Source organism: Enterobacter cloacae complex sp. IR5458, assembly GCF_049238025.1.
GTDB classification, from domain to species: Bacteria; Pseudomonadota; Gammaproteobacteria; order Enterobacterales; family Enterobacteriaceae; genus Enterobacter; species Enterobacter kobei.
The window spans coordinates 19,122-37,280 of the sequence record NZ_JBMKIF010000006.1; the positions used below are offsets into that span (position 1 = coordinate 19,122).

The following is an 18,159-nucleotide window of genomic DNA, read 5'->3' on the forward strand; positions in this document are numbered from 1 at the left end:
TGCCAGTATACTGGCTTACCACCATGCATGAAAATGATGAACCGGCCCAATACCGTGACCGACTTCCAGAGTATCGGCTTTTGCCAGCGCCGCCGAGAGCCAGGTCTTCGCTTCGCGTACCGTATCTGCCCAATTGTCATGCCGTGGACGCAGCGCCGCCAGCGCGGCAGAGAGCGTACAGCCAGTGCCGTGGGTATTTTTGGTCTGTACGCGCGGGGCGGTAAAACGCACTTCCCCCTCGCGGGTAAAGAGCCAGTCAGGGCTTTCAGCATCATCCAGGTGCCCACCTTTCATCAGCACTGCGCCACATCCCATCGCCAGCAGCGCGTTTCCCTGCGCTTTCATTTCACGTTCAGTTTGCGCATGCGATGTGCCTAACAGCGCGGCGGCCTCCGGCAGATTAGGGGTAATGAGCGCCACCTGCGGCAGCAATTTCCGGCGCAACGTCTCAACCGCGGAAGCGGAAAGCAGCGGATCGCCACTTTTTGCCAGCATCACGGTGTCCAGCACCACGTTTTGCACCTGATAACGCTTCAGTCGTTCTGCCACCGCTTCAACAATGTCCGTTTCGGCCAGCATGCCGATTTTGGTGGTATCAATACGCACGTCGCTGAACACCGAATCAAGCTGCGCGGCAACAAAATCCGGTTCGATTCGGTAAACCGACTGCACGCCGCGCGTATTTTGCGCCACCAGCGCGGTAATCACTGAACAGCCGTACGCGCCGAGGGCCGAGAAGGTTTTCAGGTCAGCCTGGATACCCGCGCCGCCGCTGGGGTCGGTACCGGCAATGGTCAGGGCGTTAATCCGTTTCATGCCTGGTCCTCCAGCGTATAGAGCGCATCAAGGAACGCGCTGGCAAAACTGCCTGGCCCGCGAGCGTGCGCAACGCCAACCGTTCCGGCACGCTTCATCCATCCGCAGGCGGCGGCAACGTTATCCAGCCTGTCGCCCGGCAGCGAACAGCAGGCCGCGACGACGGCGGAGAGCGCACAGCCCGTACCCACCACGCGGGTCATCAGCGGGTCGCCGCCCGCAACCGTTCGGGTGCGCTGTCCGTCAGTGATGTAATCTATTTCCCCCGTCACCGCCACAATGGTATTAGTCTGACGGGCCAGCGCCTGTGCAGCTGGCACCGCGCTGACCGCGGTATCGGTGGTATCAACACCGCGCCCACCGGCGCTCATTCCGGCAAGGGCAAGGATTTCGGAGGCATTGCCGCGAATGGCGGCCGGTTTAAGGGCAAGAATTTGGTGGCAAAAGCGGGTGCGGAACGTCAGCGCGCCCACGGCCACCGGGTCCAGCGTCCAGGGCTTTCCTGCCGCCACCGCGCTTTCAATCGCCCGACGCATCGACTGGGCGCGCGGCGAGGTCAACGTGCCGACGTTAATCAGCAGGGCATCGGCAATCCCGGCAAACTGTTCAGCTTCTTCGGCCTCAATCACCATCGCAGGGGATGCGCCAAGCGCCAGCAACACGTTAGCCGTGAAGGTCTGTACGACATCGTTGGTCATGCAATGGGTAAGCGGAGAACGGGTACGGAAATGATGTAAAACGTGTAAATCGAGCAGGTCAGGCTGCATGGGTTCGCTCCTGCCTTGCGTGAAGAAGCGATGACCGGGGAGGCATCTGACTTCCCTACGCTGGCATTATCCAGATCAGGTAATACGGGTATTTCTCAGCCTTCACAAAGAAGGGCACCCCGAGTCAAAATACTTTTGAAACAATGAGTTAATTAACGCTTATTGCTGTTGTTTAGTGTAACCGCGGCGGCGTGCCAGGCGCAAGGGGTTTCGATTTATCGCGGTACTCATCACAGCAGAGACCGGGAAAGGAATCACCTGTTCATCTTCGTTTATTACTCTGTCAGAGCAGATCGGCGGTGAGTAAAGAAGCAACGTAAAACAAAGGCGTCGCCTGTCGCCTTTTTATTTGCAGACCATACGGATTATGACGTCAGGAAATTCAGGACGTTATTCCTGACGTCATTCGTTTACCCTAATTGCCATGCTCCGGCATCGATAAGCGAAGCGGCCCCGGTCCACGCGAACAACGCCAGTTCGCGACACTCTGCATCAGGGTAAATGCGGCTGCTCAGGCACGCCTCCCCTTCATTGACAAACACTTCCACTGACGAGCTGTCAACGAACAGGCGCAGGCTTAGCGTGTCGTTCAGGTTCAGCGCGACGCTTCGGGTACCGCACAGGCCATACTGCGGATAATAACGCTCCAGCACCAGGCGCTGCATCTGCGCATCAACATAGACGCGTAAGCCATCTCCAAAACGAATGCCGTATTGCTCTGCACCGCTGTTGGCGCAATCCCACTTCAGCATGACCTCCATCGCGTCGCAGTGTTCCACCAGAGTAATCTGCTGGTTTTTAAGGGTGCTTACTGGCCAGGGGAACCATTCTCCTCGGAGGCCTTCGACCTCTCTGGCCGGTCGCATTTGCAGGCGGTTATCCGCACTCAGCGTCAGTTCGCGCGGTAAAGAGAGCATGCCAGCCCATCCATCTTCCTGCTCCGGCAGTGGGGATTCCCACATGTCCAGCCAGCCGATAACGATGCGGCGGCCATCAGGGGTCAGGAAACTTTGTGGCGCATAGAAATCATGTCCGCGATCCATCTCCACAAACTCACCTTCTCGCACAAAAGGCTGACCAGGCTGCCACTCGCCCAACAGATAGCCACTCTGAAATAGATTACGATTTTTGTATCCTTCAGCCACCACTCCCTGAGGTGAAAACATCAGTACGCGCTTGCCATTGAGAGTGAAAAAGTCAGGGCATTCCCACATATACCCCATCTCTTTTTCTGCCACCGCAAGCACGCCCATATCCTGCCACGCGTGCAGATCTTCAGAGCGATATACGCGCACCTGACCCGTTTCGCCGTCCCGCGCACCGACGACCATGTACCAGCTCTCCCCCTCACGCCACACTTTCGGGTCACGGAAGTGATGCAGGCCAGGCGGCGTGTCAACAACCATGCCTTCCCGGCTAAAATGAATACCATCACGGCTGGTCGCCAGACACTGCACCTGGTAGAGATTTGCCTCATCATCAGGATCGCCGTGGAATTTATGTCCGGTGTAAATCAGCGCAAGCGTATCGCCATCCACCACTGCCGATCCGGAAAAACAGCCATCCTTGTCTTCTGCTCCTTCTGGCGCCAGTGCAACCGGGAGATGTTCCCAGTGAACTAAATCCTTGCTGCGCGCATGGCCCCAGTGCATCGGGCCCCACTGGGTCGAATACGGATGATGTTGATAAAAGGCGTGGTACCAGCCATCAAACCAGACCAGGCCATTAGGGTCGTTCATCCAGCCAGCGCGTGCAGCGAGGTGGTAACGCGGATACCAGCGCAGGTTAAGCCCCTCGCGTCTGGACTGAAGTTCCTGCTCTGCTTTCGTAATGGAATACGTCATTGCTCTACTCTTTCGATCAGATAGTGGAAGGTTGCGGCATGAGCGGGTCAGAAGAGGACTTACCCGAGCGCAAAAGGAAGATGGAGATAAACGTGGTGCTGAACACTAACAGCCCCATAATCAGATAAGACTGGGCAAAACCGTATTTCTCATAGCTGTAACCTGCCAGCGGCGACAGGACTGAGGCAATTACCGAGCTTGTACAGGCGAAGCCCACCAGATAAAGGGTGGAAGAGAGCCGCTTATCAAAATGTAAACTGTTGTATTTAAAGATTGAGACCAGCAAAACAGGCAGTTCTACTGCGTGCAATAGTTTGGTTATGGAGATCAATACCGGCCCCTCAACCAGACCCGATGCCACCATACGCATCGCCATCACCATTCCCGCGAAAATCAGGCCATTCTTCGCGCCGAGGCGATTCACCAGCCAGGGGGCGCAGAACATCCCCGCCGCTTCAAGGAAAACCTGGAAGGAGTTGAGGTAGCCGTACATGGCGTTCCCTTCCTGCAACGTCGGGAACTGGGAGGAGAAATAGACCGGAAACTGCTGGTCGTAAACGCCGTAAATACAGGTCCCGATTACGAAAAACACCAGCGCCCAGAAGCGTGGCAGCGTCAGCAGGCGCAGCGCGTCTTCCAGCGTGACCTTGCCGCCGGAGACCGCTTCCTGCATGGCGTGCGGTGCGGAAGAGACCCTGAGACGCGCCAGCAAAATAAAAAACACCAGTCCTGCGCAGCTCGCGACAGCGAAATTCAGCTTCGGATCGATGTTAAACAAGAGTCCCGCAAAAAAGGTCGCCACTGCCCAGCCAAGCGATCCCCACATCCTCGCTTTGCCGAATTCAAACTGGCTTTGGCGTGCCACGCGCTCGGTATAGGATTCCAGTACCCCTATCCCGCCGTTAAACGTCAAACCGATAAAAACCCCGCCGAAAATACTGCCGAGTAAAACGTTAATCTGCAGCAGATAACCAAACAGCAAAAACGCCGGACCCGAAAGAATGAGCAGACTGGTCAAAAACCAGAGCAGGTTTTTTCGCAGACCGAGCTTGTCCTGAATGAATCCATAGCAGATTTGAGCAAACAGCGCAGAGACTGAAAGCACGGCATAGATAATGCCGGTATCCCCTGCCTTTAAGCCCACTTCCTGGTGGAGCCAGATAGAAAGCAACGAGCCGGAAGACGACCAGGTCACAAAAAAGAAAAACAGTAATGCGCTCAATAAAGGGTAGCTGTGAGAGTGATGCGTTTTCATCATGACATTCTCATGTTGGAGTAATGACGCAATGGTAACGTTAACATAATTTTATTCTCATGCTGTTTGACTAAGGTTTATGATGTTAATCACGAAAGTTAACGTTAACATTGAAGGAGTGCGATCGCGATCAAATATTCATCTGTGATCGCTGCACGACACTACCCCAGAACAGGATTTCCTTTTACATCATTTACTTAGTTGTATATTCTCTCTTACAGATCATTGACGGAGTAAGAAAATGGCTTCCCTGAAGGACGTCGCAAAGCTGGCGAACGTGTCTCTGATGACTGTATCACGTGCGCTTAACAGCCCGGAGCGCCTAAAACCGGAAACGCTGGCGCGCGTACATCGGGCCATCGAGCAGACCAACTATGTGCCCGATCTGTCCGCCAAGAAGATACGTGGTGCACATGCCTCACCTAAAACCATCGGCGTGCTGGCCCTTGATACGGTGACGACACCTTTCTCGGTGGAGATTACGCTGTCCATTGAAGAGACCGCCAGGATGCACGGCTGGAACAGCTTCGTGATGAATATGTTTAGCGATGATAACCCGGACGCCATTGTCGACCTTCTCCTGTCTCATCGGCCTGACGGGATTATTTACACCACCATGGGGCTACGTCAGGTTCCTCTCCCGGCTAAGTTGCTTACCCTACCCTGTGTGTTGGCCAACTGCGAAAGTGACGGTGAACGGGTAGCCAGCTATATTCCAGATGACGAACTGGGGCAGTACACCGCCGTGCGCGCGTTGCTTGCGGAGGGCTATCAACAACCACTCTGCCTGCATTTGCCTGCGGGCCACCTGGCCACAACCCGACGCCGTCAGGGGCTGGAACGCGCATGCCTTGAAGCGGGAATCGACCCGGATAGCCTGGAGCACAACTATATGGCGCCCGGCGATGAGCACTATCGTGACATTCCCTCAGTGTTGCTGGCGCGCATCCAGAATGGTGTCCCACGGTTCGACGCCGTGATCTGCGGCAACGACCGCATCGCGTTGATGGTCTATCAGACGCTACTGGCGCAAGGGCTTCGCATTCCCGAGGATGTCGCGGTTATCGGCTACGACAATATGGTCGGCATTGGGGAACTCTTCCTCCCTCCGCTCTCTACAGTTCAGTTGCCGCATTATGAAATTGGTCGCCTGAGCGCCCTGCATATTATTAACGGTGAGCAACACCTGGAAACCACACGTGTTGAAAGTCCATATTTAAAGCGTGATTCCGTTGCGCATGCATCCTGACCGCAGCTTTTTGCACAGGTCGCAGAAATAAGCGTGCAAAGGAGGCGGCTTACCTCCTTTTCATCAAGCGAATCGCACAATTTGCCACACTCTTTTTTATGATTTTACAATCAGGGCGTAAAGTACGTAACAGGCTGTTTTTATTTACCATAAAGTGTAATTTCCTCTCCTTAAACGGGGATAAACCCGCCCCTGTAACCCATGTCACAAAACAGTAAACAAATTAACCATTGAGCCCCGTGGCAAAAGGCTCTATATTGGCGGCGTTTTTTTCAGGCCCCATCTGTTTTTTAACTTTTTATTCAATCGTGGCTCATAACGAAGCGGCGGTTGTAGGAGTGATATGATGACGGATAAAGTCCGTATTGACACTGTAGATGCCCACAAAAGCAACGAAACCTATCTGGCCCGTCAGGCCGAGTTTGAATCTAACGTCAGGAGTTATCCGCGCAAACTGCCTTTAGCGATCACTAAAGCAGAAGGCGTGTGGATCACCGATGCAGATAATAAAGAATACCTTGACTGTTTAGCAGGTGCAGGGACCCTTGCGCTTGGACATAACCATCCTGATGTGCTGAAAAGCATCCAAAATGTCATTACCAGCGGCTTGCCGTTACATACACTGGATCTGACGACGCCTCTGAAAGACGCGTTTTCTGAATACCTGCTCTCTCTGCTGCCGGGTCAGGGCAAAGAGTACTGCCTGCAGTTCACCGGTCCATCCGGTGCTGACGCCGTTGAAGCGGCGCTGAAGCTGGCGAAAAAAGTGACCGGCCGTAGCGGTATCATCAGCTTCTCAGGTGGTTACCACGGGATGACCCACGGCGCACTGTCCGTGACGGGTAACCTGTCTCCGAAAGAAGCGGTTGACGGTATGATGCCAGAAGTGCAGTTCATGCCTTATCCGCACGAATACCGCTGCCCACTGGGTATCGGTGGTGAAGCGGGTGTTAAAGCGCTGACCTACTACTTCGACAACCTGATTAACGACGTTGAAAGCGGCGTGCGTAAACCTGCTGCGGTGATCCTCGAAGCCGTTCAGGGTGAAGGCGGCGTGAACCCGGCTCCGGCTGAGTGGCTGCAGCGCATCCGTAAAGTGACGCAGGAACATGGCATTCTGCTGATCCTCGACGAAGTTCAGGCAGGCTTTGCCCGTACCGGTAAATTCTTCGCCTTCGAACACGCGGGCATTGAGCCAGACATTATCGTGATGTCTAAAGCCGTTGGCGGCGGTCTGCCGCTGGCCGTGCTCGGTATCAAAAAGCAGTTCGACGCATGGGCACCGGGTCACCACACCGGCACTTTCCGCGGCAACCAGCTGGCGATGGCAACCGGTCTGACGACGCTGAAAATCCTGAAAGACCAGAACATCGCAGGCAAAGTGGCTGCACAGGGCGAATGGCTGAAAGGCCAGCTGAAAGAGATGGCGAAACGTTATCCGGTCATCGGCCACGTTCGCGGTCTGGGCATGATGATCGGTATTGAGATCGTTAAGCCACACGAAGCGGCTGACCACATGGGTTGCTTCCCGGGCGACGGCGAGCTGTCTGCACTGATTCAGAAGAAATGCTTCGAAGCCGGTCTGATTCTGGAACGTGGTGGTCGCAACGGTATCGTTCTGCGTCTGCTGCCTTCTCTGCTGATCAGCGATGAAGAGCTGAAAATCTTCCTGGATAAATTCGAGCAGGCACTGCTTGCTGCGGGCGTTCGCCCGGCGTAACCGGAGTAGTTGATTACGATGTCAGATTCAAACCCAATTTTGTTCTCCTCTGCGCAGAGTATTGACGCTTATCAGCAGGCGATTGAACAAAGCACTCAGGCTGTGATGCAGTGGCTGAAACAGCCTGAGATGTACCAGGGCAAAACGGTCGCGGAACTGCGCGACCGTATTAAGCTGGATTTCAACCCGAAAGGGCTGGGCAACGAAGCGGCGATTGAACGCGCCGTTGAGTTCTTCCTGAAAGACAGCTTGTCCGTTCATCACCCACAGTGTGTGGCGCACCTGCACTGTCCAAGTCTGGTCGTAAGCCAGGCGGCAGAAGTGCTGATTAACGCCACTAACCAGAGTATGGACTCCTGGGATCAAAGCCCGTCCGCAACCATCATTGAGATCAAACTGATCGAATGGCTGCGTACCCGCGTGGGTTATCAGGCTGGCGACGCAGGTGTTTTCACCAGCGGCGGCACTCAGAGCAACCTGATGGGTCTGATGCTGGCCCGTGATGCGTTCTTCGCGCGTCAGGGTCACTCCGTTCAGCAGGACGGTCTGGTGGGCGATCTGCGTAAGATCCGCGTACTGTGCTCCGAAAACGCGCACTTCTCCGTGCAGAAAAACATGGCGCTGATGGGTCTGGGCTACCAGTCCGTGGTGCAGGTGAAAACGGATGAATTCTCCCGTATGGATCTGTCCGATCTGGCGGCGAAAATTGCGCAGTGCAACGCGAACGGCGAGCAGATTCTGGCGATCGTCGCGACAGCCGGTACCACCGATGCCGGTGCTATCGACCCGCTGCGTGCGATTGCTGAACTGGCGGCGAAGCAGAACATCTGGGTACACGTTGATGCGGCCTGGGGCGGCGCGCTGCTGATGTCTGAGCAGTATCGTCATTACCTGGACGGTATTGAGCTGGTGGATTCCGTCACGCTGGACTTCCACAAGCAGTTCTTCCAGACCATCAGCTGCGGCGCGTTCCTGCTGAAAGAAGCACGTCACTATGAGCTGATGCGCTATCAGGCGGCCTACCTGAACTCTGAGTTCGACGAAGAGGCGGGCGTGCCAAATCTGGTGTCCAAATCTCTGCAGACGACCCGCCGTTTCGACGCGCTGAAGCTGTGGATGAGCCTGGAAGCACTGGGTCAGGAGCAATACGCCGCGATCATCGATCACGGCGTGACGCTGGCGCAGCAGGTTGCCGCCTACGTGAAAGAGCAGCCTGCTCTGGAACTGGTTATGCAGCCACAGCTGGCAAGCGTGCTGTTCCGCTTCCGTGGCCAGGTGCAGATGGACGATGCGGGTATCGCCCTGCTGAACCAGAAAATTGGTGATGCGCTGCTGGAGTCTGGTCGCGCGAACGTCGGTGTGACCGAGCATAACGGCGTTACCTGCCTGAAGCTGACGCTGCTGAACCCAACCGTGACGCTGGAGGATATCAAAACCCTGCTGTCTTTGGTTGAGCGCACCGCGCAGGAAGTTCTGGCTAAGTAATCCAAAACCCCTCTCCCGCCGGGAGAGGGGTTATTTTTACAGACCTGCCCACCACATCCTGACTTTTAATCCCCAGTAGCTCGTCCAGCCCGTTGTGGTACTGACCACATTCCCCTTCGATACAATCACCAGCGTCGGCGTTACGCTCACCTGCCACTGTTGTGACACCGCACCGTTTGGATCGTTAATCACCGGCATACTCAGGCTTTTCTTCTCGACCCAGCGAGCCAGCTTCGCATCATCACCAGAACGCATGGCAATACTGATGACGTTACCGCCCTCTTCTGCCAGCTTATCCACCGCCGGTGTCGTATAACGGCAGATGCTACACCAGGTGGCCCAGACGTAGATCAGCAGTGGCCGCTCCTGGCTGAGCGCTTCGATATCGTGGCGCTTTCCGTCAATGCTTTGCATTGGTGTGGCGCTAAAACTGGCGGGGAGTGTGGGCTTGCGGTATTGATCCACGCCCCACATCACGGCCAGCGCGAGCAGGAAGAAAATGATCCCTTCCCGCGCCCAACGGCGCAGTCGACTCAATTTACGGTTATCCATTATGACCTCTCGTTGTAACGGAGGTCATCTTAACGGGCTGTTCGGCGCGGTGCTGTAAAGAAGTGTCGCGCCACGCTTATTCCTGAGTGTAACCGTAGTCGTAGTGGCTATAGCCCGAGTTGTAATAGAGCGCAGCGGATTTCACGATATCGTTGAGGATAGCGCCATTCACCTGCACGCCCGTTTGCCGCAGACGCTTCAGTGAGTGTTCAACCTCTTTACCGCTGGTTTTTCCAAAACGGGCAACCAGTAGCGTGGTGGCCGCGGCTCTGGTGATCAGCAATGCATCCGTCACGGCAAGTACGGGTGGGGTGTCGATAATGACGATGTCATAAAGAGTGTCGATCCGTGACATTACCGCCTGGAAGCGTTCACTCATGAGCAAATCAACGGGATGTGAAGGCCGGGGTCCGCAGGTCAGGACATCAAAACCGCCTTTCTCAAAGCGTTGAACCGCGTCCTGCCATTCTACGTTTCCTCCGAGCACGCTGGACAATCCAAGATGATTGTTCAGTTTGAAAATATTGTGGACATACCCCTTGCGCATATCCGCATCAATAAACAAGACTCGCTGTCCCGCCTGAGCCGCAATCGACGCCAGTGAGGTACTGACCAGGGTCTTTCCGCAGTCCTGCGTAGGGCCTGACACCACTACGATCCGGTTTGTTGCATCCATCATTGTAAAATGCAGACTGGTACGGAGCCCGCGCACCGCTTCGATAAACATATCGGTAGGCCGGTCAACTGGCAGGAAAGGTACGTTTGATGTTCTGTGTTTCCAGTGGGAAGCAAACAGGTTTCGCCTGCGCAGATGCGTCTTTTTCCAGAGCCAGACTGAACGCGGGAGCGTCGCCAGAAGCGGTATTCCCTGCATTTCAAGTTGCTCAGATGACGTAATGCCCCGCTTAAAGGCCGAACGCACGAAAACCGTTCCGGTCGAGAGCATTAACCCCATCAGCATGCCCAGCACAATAATAAGCGCTTTACGCGGTTTAATCGGAATGGGCTGCGTCACGGCCGGGTCAATGATCCGCACGTTTCCAATCGCGCTGGAGCGGGAGATATTCAGCTCCTGCTGCCGCGTCAGAAGCTGCAGGTAGATGGTACGCCCGGATTCCACGTCACGACTCAGGCGTAATATTTCCTGCTGCGTGGAGGGCATGGCTGAAACGCGTTTGTTGAGGCGCGTACGCTCCTGCTCGAGCGTTTGTTTCTTTTCCCGTAACGCGCGGTAAGTGGGGTGATCCTTCTTGAAAAGCTGAGAAACCTCTGCTTCGCGGAATGTCAGCTCGTTAAGCTGGTTTTCCACATTAACAACCTGATCAAGAACCGACTTTGCCTCCAGAGACAAGTCGACAGAATCACGCTTCTCTCTGTAGGCATTCAGTCGTGCTTCGGCTTCATCCAGCTCCCGACTGATCTTCGGTAATTGAGTCTGTAAAAACGTCAGGCTCCGGGTATCTTGAGCTTCCTGACGCGCGATATTCTGGCTGAGATAATTTTCAGCGATTGTATTAAGCACTCTGGCGATCTTACCGGGGTCTTCACCCGCTATGGTTAACGCGATCATACCGCTCTGTTTCGCCGATTCAGCAACCGTAAGCCTCTTTTGAATGGCGTTGATCGCTTCAAGTTTCGTGACGGTTTTGAGGATAAATTGGGTACCCGGAACCGCATCGAGGGATGTCACCAGCAGAGATACCCCATCTTTAACCAGCGCTTTCCCCACAACGCCGTCTACAACCAGCGTCTTTCCCTCAAGATGAAATCGCCCCTGGTCCTGTACGGTGAGTAAAAGCGTTTGTGGCTCACCTTCCAGAAGCGGAATAGTCAGTGCGCCAATCGTTATTTCATCAGATTTTCGTCCCCGAATCTGTTCCCACACAGGACCGATAACAGGGAGTACGCGCCGCTTAACGTGGTATGTTAGCCCGAGTTGATCAACGGTCTCTCCCAGAATCATCCGTGATTTAAGGAGTAGAAGTTCTGGGGCGACATCAGGGGAGAGATCGGACCCGAACTGGCTCAAGCTTTTAAGTAGCGAGTTATCCTGCTTCGCCTCGACCTGCACCAGGGCATCAGCCTGATAAACTGGCGTGGCGCTGAATGCATAAATCCCCGCACATACCGTGAACAGGAGTGTGATACACGCAATCATGATCCGGTGATCAAACATCTCAGCAAGCAACTGAATGAGATCGATTTCATTATTCTGCGGTGTCGCGGCACCAAATTTGTCTGATTTAGAAGACGACATTACTGCTTCATTCCTTGTTGACTCAAACGACGAGCCCATTCCTGACTGGCTTTTCCCAATTGGTTGAAAACATATTCGAAGGCTTCACGACTTTTGTGATACGGGTCGGGAATGTCCTTGGTTTCCAGCCATTGTCCAAATAGCAGCGATTTTCCCCGGTTCTCCGGGGCCATAGTGGCGATAAAACGAAGGTGTTTCGGCTCCATCACCAGAATCAAATCGGATTTTTGTAACAGGCTACGCGTCACCTTGCGGGCAACATGCCCCTCCAGCGAAATACCATGACGCCAGGCCACGGCCTGCGCAGCGGCATCCGCCGGGCATCCTTCGAGACCGAAAATACCTGCCGAGGTCACCTGCCTGCCGGGTAACTGCTGGCGCAACAGCCGTTCACCCATTGGCGAACGGCAAATATTGCCTGTGCAAACCACTAAGATTGAATTGAACATTATTGCGGCCACGATCTGATATAGCGGACGGTTTCGGTCAGATCGTGAACACCTGTGATAGTCGGCACCAGTTGGGTAATGACGCGATTCCAGCGTGAAAGCGGTGCGGTGGTCACATAGACAATGTCATACGGCTCCAGCTGAAACTCCGTGCTTAGTACCATGGCTGACGCATCTTCTGCATTCAGTTGATAGATGTTGGCAATTTTGTCCGCGTCGCCTTTTTTCACTACCTGTCGAATAACAAAAATGCCGGTGGCATCGGCCATGTTCTGGTTTAAGCCGCCAGCATTTCCCAGCGCTTCGGCCAGCGTCATGCCGCTACGATCCATTTTAAGGGTGCTCTGTTTAACCACCTCCCCCATCACGAACACTTTCAGCGCGTCGTTTCGGGGAACAAACAAGATATCGCCTGGATAAAGCAGCTTGTTTTGCGTTAAATCGCCGTGCTGCATCAGGGCATAGAGGGAAAGACGTGAGTCCTGACCATTATGCGTGAGTACCACATTCCGCCAGTCGGCATCCGCAGATAGCCCACCAGCAGCGTTGACTGCATCCATCACCGTCAGTGGAATATTGGTAATGGGCTGCTGGCCCGATTTCTCTACCTCACCAGTGATATAGGCTTTTTGCGAACGGAAGGAGGCTATGCTGACATCCACTTGAGGGCTCTCAATGACCTTATCCAGTCGCGCGGTAATCTCTTCACGTATCTGTGAAACTGTTTTGCCCGCTACGTGCAGCTTACCGACATAGGGGTAAAAAAGCGTACCGTCGGCGTTGACCCAGTTGCCCGCATCGCTCGCGCTACGATACTGCCCGGCAGGCGTCGTTAATTCAGGGTGATCCCAGACGGTGACCGTCAGGATGTCGCCTGTGCCAATACGGTATTCCCAGTTTTTGAGCTGCTCATCCAGATTAGGATTCGCCTGAGATTTCGACACGGGCGGACGCAGTTTTTCAATCAACCCAGGGGTCACTGGAAAAATTTCTACACGTTTATCCAGTTGATGATTAATTCCTTCACTCGGCGTAACTTTTTTTCCAGACAGACTTAAGTGCTGACCCGGTGAAAATACACACCCTGTTAACTGGCTAAGAAAAAGAAAGAGTAGTGGGAATGCAGTTGTGTTTTTCATTTATATAAAATGTTGGTTTATCGTTGCGCCAGGCGTTACATCTGCAAAAAGAATGCAACTAACACCATGAAATATAATTAGTTATTATTTTAATGGCATTACCATGAAATTCTAAAAAACGAATACATCCGCTTTAAAAAACTGAGCCGATGTACAATCGTCTAATAAAATCAAAAGTAATATCACTTCATCCGAAGGCGATACTAAAGGGTATTCCTCAGTAAAGCATTCGCTTAACCGCGCAATTTTGATGCTAAAAGTTATTTTCAGAATAGATTAATAAAAATAACAAATACTAGTAATGGTAAATATCGACCACACAAATAAGACCCACACGGTTCGACTACACAAAACTGTCCATTTTTGTTACATTTTTTTCATACACGGCTTGCGTTGATCCTTAAAATGGACTGTCTGCCTTGCTTCATACGCGCGCCCGCAGACAAAACATCTGTAACGATATCACTGGAGAAAAAATGGCTAAGCGTAAATTGCTGCTTCTGGGTGTATTACTGTCTTTGGCGGGATCCGCATTTTCTGCCCCGCAAACCGCCGCTGCGCCATCAGGCATCAAAGCCTATGAGGAACAAGAGTTCATCGCTGATTTCACTAAGTTCAAAATCGGCGATACCGCACCGGCGCAGTATCAAACGCCCGAATACACCATCAAACAGTATCAGTTGCGTAACCTGCCGGCACCGGATGCAGGGACCCACTGGACCTACATGGGCGAAAACTACGTCCTGATTGGCGATGCAGATGGCAAAATCTACAAAGCCTATAATGGGGATATCTTCTATCATCGCTGATACGATCGTCATCCGTCCGTGGCAGGAGAGCGATCGGCCTTTCCTGCGCACGCTCTATCTCCACGCCCGACGCGATGCCTGGCCCTGGCTTGATGACTCTGGCTGGCATCTGGAAGATTTCGACGCCGCTACCCGGGACGAAGCCATCTGGGTTGCTGAGCAGGACGGCCATCGCCTGGGGTTTGCTTCCGTCTGGACCAACGATAATTTTCTGCACAACCTGTTTGTTGATCCGCAGTCTCAGAGCCTGGGTGTCGGACATCTGTTACTTGAGCACGTACAGAAAACGTTTACCAGCACGGGTGCACTGAAGTGTCTGGTGAAGAACAGGCGGGCTATTGCGTTTTACCAGCGACATGGCTGGCACATTGAGGCAACGGGTGATTCTCCGGACGGAGAGTACTATCTGATGCATTATCGGCTGAGTTAACGTCGGGTGGCGGCTTCGCCTTACCCGACCTACGTGATGGTGCCATTTGTAGGCCGGGTAAGCGAAGCGCCACCCGGCATTAAAGTGCAGAGGAATTACACCGCGCGGAACGCGATTTCGCTCGGAATGACTTCGCCCTGCCAGTAAAGCTGCGCCGCAACGCGCCCCGCCAGCTGACGATACATATCCGCAAATTCGCTGTCCGGACGGCTAACAACCGTCGGTTTTCCACTGTCCAGATCTTCGCGCAGGGTGATATGCAGCGGCATCTGACCCAGCAGTTGGGTATGATACTGTTCGGCCAGCTTTTCTGCGCCACCAGTACCAAAGATTGGTTCGTGGTGCCCACAGTTGCTGCAGATGTGCATGCTCATGTTCTCAACGATACCGAGTACCGGCACCTCCACTTTTTCGAACATGACGATGCCTTTTTTGGCGTCGATCAGCGCGATGTCCTGCGGTGTGGTCACCACCACAGCGCCCGTTACCGGAATGTTCTGCGCCAGCGTCAGCTGGATATCACCGGTACCCGGCGGCATATCCAGCACCAGATAATCGAGATCCGGCCACATGGTTTCCTGCAGCATCTGCATCAGCGCTTTGCTGGCCATCGGGCCGCGCCAGACCATGGCGTTATCGTCAGTCACCAGGTAACCGATTGAGTTGGTCGCCAGCCCATGCGCCACGATCGGCGCCATATGCGTACCGTCCGGCGAGGTTGGACGCTGGTTTTCCGCACCCAGCATGTTTGGAATGGACGGACCATAGATATCGGCATCGAGAATACCCACCTTCGCCCCTTCCGCCGCCAGCGCAAGCGCCAGGTTTACTGCGGTAGACGATTTGCCCACCCCGCCTTTACCTGAGCTCACGGCGATGATGTTTTTCACACCGTTCACGCCAGGCTGATTCTTCACACGCTTCAGCGTGGCGATGCTGTGGCTCAGCTTCCAGTCGATCGCTTTCGCTCCGGTAATGCGCAGCAGCTCAGAGCTGGTCTGCTCTTTCAGCGCATCAAAGGCGGTGCTCCAGACGAAGGGCATCTGCAGCTCAATGTGCAGCGTATCGTCCAGCCACGCAACGTGGTGTAACGCTTTCAGCGTCGTGAGATTATGTTTCAGGGTTGGATGCTGAAAGTTAGCCAGCGTCCCGGCGACCATTGCTCGTAAGGCTTCCGGTGATTTGGCCTGGGATTGAGAACTCATCCCGACTCCTTTGTTCTTGTGAATAAGACCTTAGACAGCAAGTTTACCTGAAAGGCCGCGGTTTGTGCTTACTTAATAATGCCCCTTTTGGTAATATCGAAAACCCTTTTCACAGTTAAAAGAAGTAATGCCTACTATGACTCAAGTCGCGAAAAAAATTCTGGTAACGTGCGCCCTGCCGTACGCCAACGGCTCAATCCACCTCGGCCACATGCTGGAGCATATCCAGGCTGATGTCTGGGTCCGTTACCAGCGAATGCGCGGCCACGAGGTAAACTTCATCTGTGCAGACGATGCTCACGGCACGCCGATCATGCTGAAAGCGCAGCAGTTGGGTATCTCCCCGGAGCAGATGATTGCCGAAATGAGTCAGGAGCATCAGACCGATTTTGCTGGCTTTGACATCAGCTATGACAACTATCACTCCACCCACAGCGACGAGAACCGTGAGCTGTCGGAGCTAATCTACACGCGTCTGAAAGAGAACGGTTTTATCAAAAACCGCACCATCTCTCAGCTATACGATCCGGAAAAAGGCATGTTCCTGCCGGACCGTTTCGTCAAAGGCACCTGCCCGAAATGCAAATCACCGGATCAGTACGGCGATAACTGCGAAGTGTGTGGCGCAACTTACAGCCCGACTGAGCTTATCGAGCCGAAATCCGTGGTGTCCGGCGCTACGCCTGTGATGCGTGATTCCGAGCACTTCTTCTTTGACCTGCCATCCTTCAGCGAAATGCTGCAGGCGTGGACCCGCAGCGGCGCGCTGCAGGAGCAGGTGGCGAACAAGATGCAGGAGTGGTTCGAATCCGGTCTGCAACAGTGGGATATCTCCCGCGATGCGCCGTACTTCGGCTTCGAAATCCCGAACGCACCGGGCAAATACTTCTACGTCTGGCTGGACGCACCCATCGGCTACATGGGCTCCTTCAAGAACCTGTGCGACAAGCGTGGCGACACCGTCAGCTTCGACGAATACTGGAAGAAAGATTCCACTGCCGAGCTGTATCACTTCATCGGTAAAGACATCGTTTACTTCCACAGTCTGTTCTGGCCGGCAATGCTGGAAGGCAGCAACTTCCGCAAGCCGACCAACCTGTTCGTGCACGGCTACGTGACGGTTAACGGCGCGAAGATGTCTAAATCTCGCGGGACGTTCATTAAAGCCAGCACCTGGCTGAACCACTTCGACGCGGACAGCCTGCGCTACTACTACACGGCGAAGCTCTCCTCTCGCATCGACGACATTGACCTGAACCTGGAAGATTTCGTCCAGCGCGTGAACGCGGACATCGTCAACAAGGTGGTGAACCTGGCGTCCCGTAACGCAGGCTTTATCGCCAAACGCTTTGACGGCGTGCTCTCCGCAGAGCTGGCCGATCCTGAGCTGTATAAAACCTTCACTGACGCCGCCGCTGCGGTTGGCGAAGCGTGGGAAAGCCGTGAATTCGGTAAAGCCATTCGTGAAATCATGGCGCTGGCAGATGTTGCCAACCGCTATGTAGACGAGCAGGCGCCATGGGTGGTTGCCAAACAGGAAGGCCGCGACGCCGACCTGCAGGCGATCTGCACCATGGGTCTGAACATGTTCCGCGTGCTGATGACCTGGCTGAAACCGGTTCTGCCGCAGCTGGCCGCGCGTGCTGAAGCCTTCCTGAACACCGAACTGACCTGGGATGCTATCCAGCAGCCGCTGCTCAGCCACAAGGTGAACACCTTTAAAGCGCTGTATAACCGCATTGAGATGAAGCAGGTTGAAGCCCTGGTCGAAGCCTCTAAAGAAGAGGTGAAGGCCGCTACAGCACCGGTGACCGGCCCGCTGGCGGACGATCCGATTCAGGAAACCATCACCTTTGACGATTTCGCCAAAGTTGACCTGCGCGTAGCGCTGATTGAAAACGCGGAATTCGTGGAAGGCTCTGACAAGCTGCTGCGCCTGACGCTGGATCTGGGCGGCGAGAAGCGCAACGTCTTCTCCGGCATCCGTTCAGCCTACCCGGATCCACAGGTGCTGATTGGCCGTCAGACCGTGATGGTGGCGAACCTGGCACCGCGTAAAATGCGCTTCGGCATCTCTGAGGGAATGGTGATGGCCGCAGGCCCCGGCGGGAAAGACATTTTCCTGTTAAGCCCTGACGAAGGCGCGAAGCCGGGTCAGCAGGTGAAATAACAAAAAAGCCGG

General features: G+C 54.3%; 15 protein-coding genes and 1 riboswitch. Of the genes, 6 read left to right on the forward strand and 9 right to left on the reverse strand.

Annotated features, from left to right (window positions below; genetic code table 11):
• Positions 1 to 15 precede the first annotated feature (15 nt).
• The 4 genes from thiD to ACOTYN_RS06520 form a co-directional block, all read right to left on the reverse strand.
• Positions 16 to 816 carry a bifunctional hydroxymethylpyrimidine kinase/phosphomethylpyrimidine kinase gene (gene thiD / locus ACOTYN_RS06505; RefSeq protein ID WP_045268768.1) on the reverse strand — a complete coding sequence of 267 codons (801 nt, stop codon included), beginning with the start codon at positions 814 to 816 and terminating at the stop codon, positions 16 to 18.
• Positions 813 to 1,583: a hydroxyethylthiazole kinase gene (gene thiM, locus ACOTYN_RS06510; protein ID WP_014884529.1), complete on the reverse strand. Its 771-nt coding sequence runs from the start codon at positions 1,581 to 1,583 to the stop codon at positions 813 to 815. Before thiM ends, thiD begins: the two co-directional genes overlap by 4 nt.
• Positions 1,584 to 1,618: 35 nt before the next feature.
• A riboswitch (TPP riboswitch) is annotated at positions 1,619 to 1,715 on the reverse strand.
• A gap of 278 nt (positions 1,716 to 1,993) precedes the next feature.
• The gene (locus ACOTYN_RS06515) at positions 1,994 to 3,427 is read right to left on the reverse strand and encodes a glycoside hydrolase family 32 protein (RefSeq protein WP_023337537.1); all 1,434 of its coding nucleotides are present in this window, start codon (positions 3,425 to 3,427) and stop codon (positions 1,994 to 1,996) included.
• Between the two features lie 16 nt (positions 3,428 to 3,443).
• Entirely contained in the window at positions 3,444 to 4,685 is a 1,242-nt protein-coding gene (locus ACOTYN_RS06520; RefSeq protein ID WP_014884531.1) for an MFS transporter, read from the reverse strand.
• A 238-nt stretch (positions 4,686 to 4,923) separates the two neighbouring features.
• On the opposite strand from ACOTYN_RS06520, the gene ACOTYN_RS06525 reads away from it, so the two are divergent.
• The 3 genes from ACOTYN_RS06525 to ACOTYN_RS06535 all read left to right on the forward strand — a co-directional run bounded on the left by ACOTYN_RS06525 (position 4,924) and on the right by ACOTYN_RS06535 (position 9,136).
• The gene (locus ACOTYN_RS06525; protein WP_014884532.1) at positions 4,924 to 5,931 is read left to right on the forward strand and encodes a LacI family DNA-binding transcriptional regulator; all 1,008 of its coding nucleotides are present in this window, start codon (positions 4,924 to 4,926) and stop codon (positions 5,929 to 5,931) included.
• A gap of 343 nt (positions 5,932 to 6,274) precedes the next feature.
• Positions 6,275 to 7,651, forward strand: a complete 1,377-nt coding sequence (locus ACOTYN_RS06530) for a diaminobutyrate--2-oxoglutarate transaminase (protein ID WP_014884533.1) — start codon at positions 6,275 to 6,277, stop codon at positions 7,649 to 7,651.
• A gap of 18 nt (positions 7,652 to 7,669) precedes the next feature.
• A complete protein-coding gene (locus ACOTYN_RS06535) occupies positions 7,670 to 9,136 on the forward strand; it encodes a pyridoxal phosphate-dependent decarboxylase family protein (protein WP_014884534.1) in 1,467 nt (488 codons plus the stop codon).
• A 36-nt stretch (positions 9,137 to 9,172) separates the two neighbouring features.
• On the opposite strand, the gene ACOTYN_RS06540 is transcribed toward ACOTYN_RS06535, so the two are convergent.
• From ACOTYN_RS06540 to ACOTYN_RS06555, 4 genes are all read right to left on the reverse strand, one after another.
• Positions 9,173 to 9,688 carry a protein disulfide oxidoreductase gene (locus tag ACOTYN_RS06540; protein ID WP_014884535.1) on the reverse strand — a complete coding sequence of 172 codons (516 nt, stop codon included), beginning with the start codon at positions 9,686 to 9,688 and terminating at the stop codon, positions 9,173 to 9,175.
• A 76-nt stretch (positions 9,689 to 9,764) separates the two neighbouring features.
• Entirely contained in the window at positions 9,765 to 11,945 is a 2,181-nt protein-coding gene (locus tag ACOTYN_RS06545) for a polysaccharide biosynthesis tyrosine autokinase (protein WP_047344805.1), read from the reverse strand.
• Entirely contained in the window at positions 11,945 to 12,394 is a 450-nt protein-coding gene (locus ACOTYN_RS06550) for a phosphotyrosine protein phosphatase (protein ID WP_023330908.1), read from the reverse strand. The genes ACOTYN_RS06545 and ACOTYN_RS06550 overlap by 1 nt, the downstream gene beginning before the upstream one ends.
• Positions 12,394 to 13,533, reverse strand: coding sequence for a polysaccharide export protein (locus tag ACOTYN_RS06555; protein ID WP_071922046.1), 1,140 nt, complete (start codon positions 13,531 to 13,533; stop codon positions 12,394 to 12,396). Before ACOTYN_RS06555 ends, ACOTYN_RS06550 begins: the two co-directional genes overlap by 1 nt.
• A 476-nt stretch (positions 13,534 to 14,009) precedes the next feature.
• Here ACOTYN_RS06555 and ACOTYN_RS06560 point away from each other — a divergent pair, with 476 nt between their 5' ends.
• Complete coding sequence (locus tag ACOTYN_RS06560; protein WP_008500887.1) at positions 14,010 to 14,342, forward strand: RcnB family protein; 333 nt, start codon at positions 14,010 to 14,012, stop codon at positions 14,340 to 14,342.
• A complete protein-coding gene (locus ACOTYN_RS06565; protein WP_226856235.1) occupies positions 14,317 to 14,772 on the forward strand; it encodes a GNAT family N-acetyltransferase in 456 nt (151 codons plus the stop codon). The genes ACOTYN_RS06560 and ACOTYN_RS06565 overlap by 26 nt, the downstream gene beginning before the upstream one ends.
• A gap of 95 nt (positions 14,773 to 14,867) precedes the next feature.
• Here ACOTYN_RS06565 and apbC read toward each other — a convergent pair whose 3' ends face one another.
• Complete coding sequence (gene apbC, locus ACOTYN_RS06570; protein WP_023330911.1) at positions 14,868 to 15,977, reverse strand: iron-sulfur cluster carrier protein ApbC; 1,110 nt, start codon at positions 15,975 to 15,977, stop codon at positions 14,868 to 14,870.
• Between the two features lie 136 nt (positions 15,978 to 16,113).
• Between apbC and metG the strand changes: the two genes are divergently transcribed.
• The gene (metG, locus tag ACOTYN_RS06575) at positions 16,114 to 18,147 is read left to right on the forward strand and encodes a methionine--tRNA ligase (protein ID WP_023337540.1); all 2,034 of its coding nucleotides are present in this window, start codon (positions 16,114 to 16,116) and stop codon (positions 18,145 to 18,147) included.
• Positions 18,148 to 18,159 lie beyond the last annotated feature (12 nt).